Source organism: Streptomyces phyllanthi (genome assembly GCF_009377205.1).
GTDB lineage: Bacteria > Actinomycetota > Actinomycetes > Streptomycetales > Streptomycetaceae > Streptomyces > Streptomyces phyllanthi.
Window position 1 is genome coordinate 1 of the sequence record NZ_VJZE01000612.1, and the last position, 4,411, is coordinate 4,411.

The window sequence follows — 4,411 nt, forward strand, 5'->3', positions numbered from 1 at the left end:
GCCCCGGCCCCGGCCCCGGTCCTGGTTCCGGTCCTGGTTCCGGTCCCGGCCCTGCGAACGAGCCGGCTACCGCGCCCGGTCCCGGCCCGGCCGGGGAAAGCCCCAACCGGTCGGTCAGGAAGTGGGTCGCGGTGCTGGTGGCCGCCGTACTGGTCGGCGCCGGGGCCGGGTTCGGCGGCTGGTACCTGTGGGGCCGCGACGGCGACGGCACGCACCGGGACGGCGCCCGGCCCGAGGCGTCCACCGTGTCCGGGACAACCGGCGCCTCGCCGTCCGAGTCAGAGTCCGAGCCCGGGCAGACCGTGCAGGGAACCCCGTCACCGTCGCCCAGCCCGCCTCCGCCGGGCTACCGGAAGGTCTCGGAGAAGGAGTTCGACATCGCCGTACCGGAGGACTGGAAGCGGCGGACGGAGGTGAGCGATCAGGGCGTCACCCTGTACTTCTACGAGGCGCCGGACACCAGACCGCGGCGCTACGTAGAGATCTTCAAGGTCACCGAGCGGGGCGCCACTCCGCGCGGCACCCTCGAGACGGCCGAGAAGGACCTGCCGAAGTGGGTGGGAAACTACCGGCGCATCGACCTGCGCGACGTGCCGGACGACCGGGGCGAGGCGGCCGAACTCGACTACTCCCACCACAACAAGCAGTGGGACGTGGACATGCGCACCGTGTACCGCGTCATCCACGGCGACGAGACCCAGCTGTACGCCGTCCTGACATCCGGTCCGGCGGAGGAATGGACCGAGCTGCGGCAGGTCCTGGAAACGGCGTCCGACTCCTTCTGCCTCGACGGCGGTTGCTGAGGACGCCGAACGCCGAACGCCGAACAGGGCCCCCGGGGTCTTCCGTCACCGCCCGAGGCGCTTCTCGAAGAAGTGGGCCCCGTACACGTCATCGTTGTACCGGGGGATCTCCGTGTACCCGCACGCCCGGTACACGGCCTGTGCCTCGGTCAGCGAGGCGTGCGTGTCGAGCCGTACGACCCGGTGTCCGCGTGCCACGGCCTGCCGTTCCAGCTCCCCGAGCAGCCGCCGGGCAAGACCGAGGCGGCGGGCGTCCGGGTGCACCCACACATGCCGGATCTCCCCGGCGCCGTCGGCGAGCCGCCGCAGCGCCCCGCATCCCACGGGCCGCCCCTCCTCGTACGCGACCAGGAAGGCGCCCGACCTGCCCGACACCTCATGGGGCGGGACGAGGGTGGCCGGGTCGTAGCCCTCGGGGAACCGTGCGTCGATGTCGGCGGCGTACGCGTCGAGGCAGGTCCGGGCGTCGGGGTGTGTCCCGTCGACGACCTCGACGCGGATGGCGGCCAGCCGCAGCAGCCGTTGCGCATCCGCGAGGGCCCCGGTCAACTGCCCGCGCTGCTCCCGTGTGAGCCCCTTCAGCAGCCCATCGGCCAGTGCGTCGGCCCGCCGGTTCTGCTCCTCCACCTCGGTCCGCCCGGCCGAGGTGAGCTCGGCGACCCGCAGCCGGCTGTCACCGGGATGCACGCTGACCCGTACCAGCCCTTCGCCCTCCAGCGCCTTCACCATCCGGCTCAGATACCCGGCGTCCAGCCCGAGCCGCCCCCGCAACTCCCGCAGCGAGACCGGGCCTTCCCCGATCTCGAAGAGCAGCCTCGCCTCCCCCAGGGGCCGGTCCTGCCCCAGGTAGTGGTCGTCGAGCGCGCCGATCCGCCGTGTGAAGTACCGGTTGAAGCCCCGTAGCCCGGCGATGTCCTCCGCGGCCACGGGTGCGAGCACGGGCGTGGGCGATGTGGGCGCGTCATCCATTTGTTTGACTCTAGTCAAGCAATAGGGGGATGTCGACGCCGCGGGGCACTCGGGCCGGCTGGTGGGGCCGCCGGTGGCTCACACGTTCTGCAACTCGCTCTCCAGTTGCGACACGTCCAGCGACTCGTCCGCCGAAGGGGTCTGTGACGGGACCGGCTCGTTGTAGTCGGTGAAGGTCGTGGTGACGTCGGAGCCGCCGCCCTTCTCCGTGCCGCGGACCAGGCGGTGGTCGCCCCCGGAGAGGACGTAGAGGGTCGTCGTCGTGCCGCCCTCCGTGGATGTCAGCGGGGTGACCCGCTCACCGTCCACCGTCGTCTCGTTCCCCTTAGTGATCTGCTGGTTGGCGGAGCCGTCGCCCGTCGCGTCCTCCTGGAGGGCCCTGAGGTCGCAGACGCCGGCCATGTCCGTGAGGAGCGCGTCGGACGAGGTGCCATGGAGGTAGCGGCCTTGGAGGAGATCCGCGACTTCTTGGCCGCCGTCGGGGAACTGGCTCCTCCAGTAGGTCTCGTCCGGCTTCAGCCAGACCTCCTCGCCCCGTTTGATCAGCTCCGCACTGCCGCCGTCACCGCCCATCTCGATGGTGCCCGTGCAGTTGTCGTCCTGGTCCAGGGCCAGGTCCACCGTGGTGGGCTGGCCCGTGCTGGTGTCCGTGCCCTCACTCCTGTCCGTCATGGTCAGGCGCATCGACGTCGCGTCGTCGAACGCCTTCTCCGCCGCGTCGGAGAGCTCCTGGGCCGACGGGTCGTCGACATGGTCGGCGTGGGCGGTCGCAGGGGAGAGGAGGAGCGCCGCCGCGGCCGCCGTACAGAGGGGGGCCAGGCGTCGCGCTACGGGTCGGTGTCCGGTCATCGCGTCACCTCCATGGTGATGCACAGCACTTCCCAGCGTAGGTTTCGCCCCTTATGCGTGCATTTCCAGTGACGCAGCACACTTTCAGCCACCGATTGCGCATGCACAGCGGGAAGAGGGGGCAGGCGGGCTCCCGGCCCTTGAGGGGTGGCATCCGTGTCACTCAGGGGCATCGACCAGGAACGGAAGGCAACGCGAGATCATGGCCGCAGCAGCGGAACGCACGACATCGGCCGAACGACCGGCGCAGCGCACCATCCATATCGGTGGGGAGTGGCGTGAAGCCGTCTCCGGGGCCACGCGCGACATCCTCGACCCGGCGGACGCGAAGTCCTTCGCCGTCGTGGCGGAGGGTGACGAGCGGGACGCGGACGCCGCCGTCGCCGCTGCCCGGCGGGCCTTCGACGAGGGCCCCTGGCCCCGTACGCCCGTGGCCGAACGAGCCGCGCTGCTCCGTCGCGTCGCCGGACTGCTCGTACGCGATCGTGAATCCCTGGGGCTGCTGGAGAGCCGTGACGCCGGCAAGACCGTGGAGGAGGGGCGTGTCGATGTCGACTGTGTCGCCGACGCCTTCCGGTACTTCGCGGATCTCGTCGCCGGCGAGGCCGGCGGCCGGGTCGTCGACGCGGGGTCGGAGGACGTCCACAGCGTCGTCGTCCACGAACCCGTCGGTGTCTGCGGGCTGATCACCCCCTGGAACTACCCCCTTCTCCAGGCCAGCTGGAAGATCGCGCCCGCCCTCGCGGCCGGGAACACCTTCGTCGTCAAGCCGAGCGAGATCACGCCGCTCACCACGGTCGCCCTCATGCGGCTGCTGGTCGAGGCCGGGCTGCCCGACGGGGTCGCCAACGTCGTGACCGGGCCCGGGCATTCGGTCGGGGCGCGGTTCGCCGAGCATCCGGACGTGGACCTCGTGTCGTTCACCGGCGGTCTGATCAGCGGTACGAAGGTCGCCCAGGCCGCCGCCGTGAGCGTGAAGAAGGTCGCCCTGGAGCTCGGCGGGAAGAACCCGAACGTCGTCTTCGCGGACGCCTGCGAGACGGAGGAAGGGTTCGACACCGCCGTCGACCAGGCCCTCAACGCCGCCTTCATCCACAGCGGCCAGGTCTGCTCGGCCGGGTCACGGCTCATCATCGAGGAGTCCGTGCGCGAGCGGTTCGTCGCCGAACTGGCCCGGCGGGCCGAGCGCATACGCCTCGGGCGCGGTACCGAGGACGGCGTCGAGTGCGGGCCGCTGGTGTCCGAGCGGCAGCGGGAGAGGACCGAGGAGTACGTCGCGTCCGCGCTCGCGGAGGGCGCGGTGCTGCGGGCGGGCGGCAGGCGACCCGAACCGAGCGGCACCCGGCCCGCCACCGGGTACTTCTACGAGCCGACCGTCCTCGACCGGTGCCACCGCGAGATGCGGGTCGTGCGCGAGGAGGTCTTCGGGCCGGTCCTGACCGTGGAGACCTTCCGTACGGAGGACGAGGCCGTCGCCCTCGCCAACGACACCGAGTACGGGCTCGCGGGCGGCGTCTGGACCGCCGACGCGGGGCGGGCGCGGCGCGTGGCCGGGCGGCTGCGCCACGGCACCGTCTGGATCAACGACTTCCACCCCTACCTCCCGCAGGCCGAGTGGGGTGGCTTCGGCAAGAGCGGAGTGGGGCGCGAGCTGGGCCCCAGCGGCCTCGCCGAGTACCGCGAGAGCAAGCACGTCTACCAGAACCTGGCGCAGAGGCCCGTGCGGTGGTTCGCGGGCTGAGCCCTCGTCACTCCGGCCCGATCGCTCCCCCCTCCCCCCCATCCAGGGC

The 4,411-nt window shown here is 71.6% G+C and carries 3 protein-coding genes and 1 pseudogene; 2 read left to right on the forward strand and 2 right to left on the reverse strand.

The features are described from left to right. Window positions 1-803 (forward strand): annotated as a pseudogene (locus FNH04_RS42040) (hypothetical protein); the annotation flags it as partial. A 45-nt stretch (window positions 804-848) separates the two neighbouring features. On the opposite strand, the gene FNH04_RS42045 reads toward FNH04_RS42040, so the two are convergent. Continuing rightward, window positions 849-1,772 (reverse strand): helix-turn-helix domain-containing GNAT family N-acetyltransferase, encoded by a 924-nt coding sequence (locus tag FNH04_RS42045; protein WP_152791509.1) that lies wholly within the window; start codon window positions 1,770-1,772, stop codon window positions 849-851. Window positions 1,773-1,850: 78 nt separating this feature from the next. After that, window positions 1,851-2,621, reverse strand: a complete 771-nt coding sequence (locus FNH04_RS42050) for a LolA-like protein (RefSeq protein ID WP_152791510.1) — start codon at window positions 2,619-2,621, stop codon at window positions 1,851-1,853. A gap of 202 nt (window positions 2,622-2,823) precedes the next feature. On the opposite strand from FNH04_RS42050, the gene FNH04_RS42055 reads away from it, so the two are divergent. Beyond that, a complete protein-coding gene (locus FNH04_RS42055; protein ID WP_152791511.1) occupies window positions 2,824-4,362 on the forward strand; it encodes an aldehyde dehydrogenase family protein in 1,539 nt (512 codons plus the stop codon). Window positions 4,363-4,411 lie beyond the last annotated feature (49 nt).

Excerpts from the sequence above, each read along its gene's own strand:
- FNH04_RS42045 (WP_152791509.1), bottom strand. The coding sequence starts at position 1,772 with ATGGATGACGCGCCCACATCGCCCACGCCCGTGCTCGCACCCGTGGCC.
- FNH04_RS42050 (WP_152791510.1), bottom strand. The coding sequence starts at position 2,621 with ATGACCGGACACCGACCCGTAGCGCGACGCCTGGCCCCCCTCTGTACG.
- FNH04_RS42055 (WP_152791511.1), top strand. The coding sequence starts at position 2,824 with ATGGCCGCAGCAGCGGAACGCACGACATCGGCCGAACGACCGGCGCAG.